Genomic DNA, 3079 nt, shown 5'->3' on the forward strand with positions numbered 1-3079 from the left:
GCCGTCAATGCAGTTGCGGTAAGTTGAAAATTGCTTGCCGTCATTTTCTGGCAGGCGCAGAGTTTTTGCAATTTTGTTTAAGGCATCAAGCCTTTCATCCTGTCGCAAAAGAGGATTTTGATAAATTAAAGCGGCTTCTTCACAAAGAGAAAATTCATGCCCTGTTTTCTGTAAATATTCCCGAAGTGATTTTGATGGTATTAGTTTTTTGATGTTTGTCATTTTTCACCGTCCGCAAGATTTTTAAACGCCTCTATATACTTGTCGATAATTTGATTTCCTGTAGAAAGCACATCTTCATTTGAAAGGGTATCTTCGCTTTCTATGTATTTTTCGCAGTACATTTGTAAAAGCTCAATTGAGCCATCACCTTTCATCAGATCAGAGGCAACTTCAAGATAGTCGGTTTTTGGAGTGTCTTCTGGTAAGGCTCCTTCAACATCGCGGGCAAATTCCAGTTCCATAGGATTGGGATGTTTGTGGCTGAAACTGCCATCGGGGTACAAAAACTCAACGGTGGTAGAAACATCAGAAAAATCTGTGACGCTTTTAAGCCGCGTTTTTACATCGTTATCCCAATCTGTCCAATCTTCATCGTCTGAAAAGCTTCTCATTATGCCGATTTCATATTCGCCTTTTCTGATTCTATCAGTTTTTCAAGGCGGGCATCCTGTTCAGTGCGTTCAGCGTTCATTGCTTTGAGGAATCTGTCCATTTCTTCCTGTGGAATATCGAATGTGTTTTTTCTCATATATTTCTAGTCCTTTAGTAAAACCTCAATATCTTGATTCTCTTGTCTTTTTGTTTGTACCTCTCGCTGCAATTCTTCATCTATAAATTTAAACTCACAGATACAGTCCTTTTTCGCAGTTTCTAAAATGGTAAGGGCTTTTTGAATCTCGTGTTTTCGCCAGCCTATGTCCTTCGGAATATCAGGTGGAATCGGCCCCAGATATTCTTCATTCTCAAAGCCTCTTATTATATGAGAATGCTCGATAGTTTCTTTTATTGTCTCACCGTCAAAATCATAATGATATTCTGGTGCACGACTAATCCACGGATAACGGCCATCGGGAACTTCGGTAAGGCTTGCGATTTTTTTATTTTTTATTGATTTGATGTAGTGCTGTGCATAAGCCCAGCCGTCAAACCATTCATCATATTTTTCAGCAAGCCAAGTTTCTACCATAACATGTACATGACCGTAATTAGGTTTCCTGTCTATTCCGTGAGCCGCATTGTAGCGTTCATCTTCGCTGATTTCAGGAAGTTCTGAAAGATCAATATCCAAATTATCCCAGCTGACAAGAAGGCTGTCAATCTCGTTCTGACAAAGTACATCCTGTCCTCCATTTTCCAAATCTTTTCTAATTTCCGAAATATCGTCATCAGTAAGAACAGCTTTTAGACAAAAGAAAAGCGATTTTACAAGCACAGTAAGGCTTTCACAGATAACTTCGGTTTCAGATTTTGACCAGGGATTATTAAAAAGTGAGCCTTTTAAATCTTTCACCGATTTTTCAATCTCGATTGCCTGTTTCATCAAAATCTTCCACAAATCATCAGTACGCCAGTCTGATTTTATAGCCTTGTAATCAACCTCTTTTGGCAGGCTCGGAAGCAGGTCAGAAAGTTTCTGACTTCCCCGTAAAATCTGAGTTTTCATGTGTTCGAGCTCATTTGGAATTTCCTGCACACGAAGTTTTTTTGCCTCATACATCATCTTGATTCCTGGAGTCGGATGGAAGGGCTCTACTTCTGTCTGCCGTTTATAATCATCCAACAAATCAAGCTTATTAACAAAATCATTTGTAATCGCCTGTACTTGAATCAGAATATGGCTGAAAGTATGGTTTACATTTGTACCTTCAAAATTTTCTGGGAGAGCCATAGATACCTTTTTCCTATTTACAAACTTCCGTTACTCTTACACCAAACTTATCATCAACTGCAACAACTTCGGCTTTTGCGATAATCTTTCCGCTTACACCATCATGAAGAGTAACAGTTTCTCCGCAAAGCCTGTCTAGTACGATAACACTTCCTTTTTCAAGCTGGTCGTTGTCTTTCAGATTAAAATTGCCGAGACAAACATAGCCGTTTCCTTTTGAGCCTTTCTGAAATCCAGAATCATTTTGCGGGCAGTTTCCAAAAAGCAGGCCGCTTGCAATCAAAATATTTTCAATAAAGGTGCGGGGCAGGCAGATATTTATAAAGCCTTCCTCATCGCCAATTTTTGTTTCAATGCAGATAAGAATTATAATTTCGTTCGGCGAAACAATCTGCATAAACTGAGGATTGTTCTGCGTGTTGATGATGGTCGGTATGGGAAGTTTTACAGCTTTCGGCTTAATTCCGTGAGGATATTTTGCAACAAGTTCCGAGCAGAGATTGAGTTCTTCTTCATAATCCTTGAAAGATTTCTCTAGCATTTCAAGAATCGGATTGATTACAGTTTGTTCCAGTGTTGCAATTTCATTTTCGCTATAACCGCGGTGGGCACCAACCCTCAAATTATGCAAAAAATCAGAGAAAACTTCAGCACTTTTTTCGTCATTTGTTTCGGGATCGCATTTTTCGTAAAGAATCTGAATTATGTTAGAGACTGCCTGTTTCTGAGGATTCGTGAACACATCTGCTCGTCCAAGATCACATGGCTTCACATTAAAAATCTTGTCAATTTGTGGCTGTGAAAGCACTCTGTTTCCTGACATTTTCTCCGTTTCCCCAGCATCTCCCATCTTTCCCAAAAGTTCATCGATTTCATTCTGTGAAAGCACATCGTTTTTCTCGTTCATTTTTGCACCTCTTTAACCAATAACATAGTGAACACAAGGAGAATCGTTAAATTTTTATGGCGCAATGTGAATTCTTCCAAAAACATTCGTGCGGACGATATTCTTTTTATCGCACCATTCAGAAAACGCATCCAGGGCTTCACCTTTCAGCTGGCTGTTTGCGGGGCCTAGTGCCTGCCTTATAGTGAATTGTGGCGAGACTTCAATGCAAATCTTGCATTTGTTTCTGAACTTGGCATACACGATTGTGGAACGCCGCTCGAACACGGCATTTTTGTAGC

Annotated in this window: 6 protein-coding genes; all 6 read right to left on the bottom strand. The window is 39.7% G+C overall.

The annotated features are described in order from the left end of the window. A partial coding sequence (locus B2089_RS09790) for a hypothetical protein (protein ID WP_296687071.1) occupies positions 1-222 on the bottom strand: 222 nt, incomplete at its 3' end. Further along, positions 219-614, bottom strand: a complete 396-nt coding sequence (locus tag B2089_RS09795; RefSeq protein WP_296324471.1) for a hypothetical protein — start codon at positions 612-614, stop codon at positions 219-221. The genes B2089_RS09795 and B2089_RS09790, both read right to left, overlap by 4 nt. Then, a complete protein-coding gene (locus B2089_RS09800; RefSeq protein ID WP_296324468.1) occupies positions 614-751 on the bottom strand; it encodes a hypothetical protein in 138 nt (45 codons plus the stop codon). The genes B2089_RS09795 and B2089_RS09800 overlap by 1 nt, the downstream gene beginning before the upstream one ends. Before the next feature lie 6 nt (positions 752-757). Then, positions 758-1891, bottom strand: a complete 1134-nt coding sequence (locus B2089_RS09805; RefSeq protein ID WP_296324465.1) for a hypothetical protein — start codon at positions 1889-1891, stop codon at positions 758-760. Between the two features lie 13 nt (positions 1892-1904). Then, positions 1905-2798: a FliM/FliN family flagellar motor switch protein gene (locus tag B2089_RS09810; RefSeq protein ID WP_296324461.1), complete on the bottom strand. Its 894-nt coding sequence runs from the start codon at positions 2796-2798 to the stop codon at positions 1905-1907. Positions 2799-2852: 54 nt separating this feature from the next. Further along, positions 2853-3079: hypothetical protein (locus tag B2089_RS09815; protein WP_296687076.1), on the bottom strand; the 227-nt coding region annotated here is incomplete at its 5' end.

The organism is Treponema sp. UBA3813, from assembly GCA_002368605.1.
Taxonomy (GTDB): Bacteria; Spirochaetota; Spirochaetia; order Treponematales; family Treponemataceae; genus Treponema_D.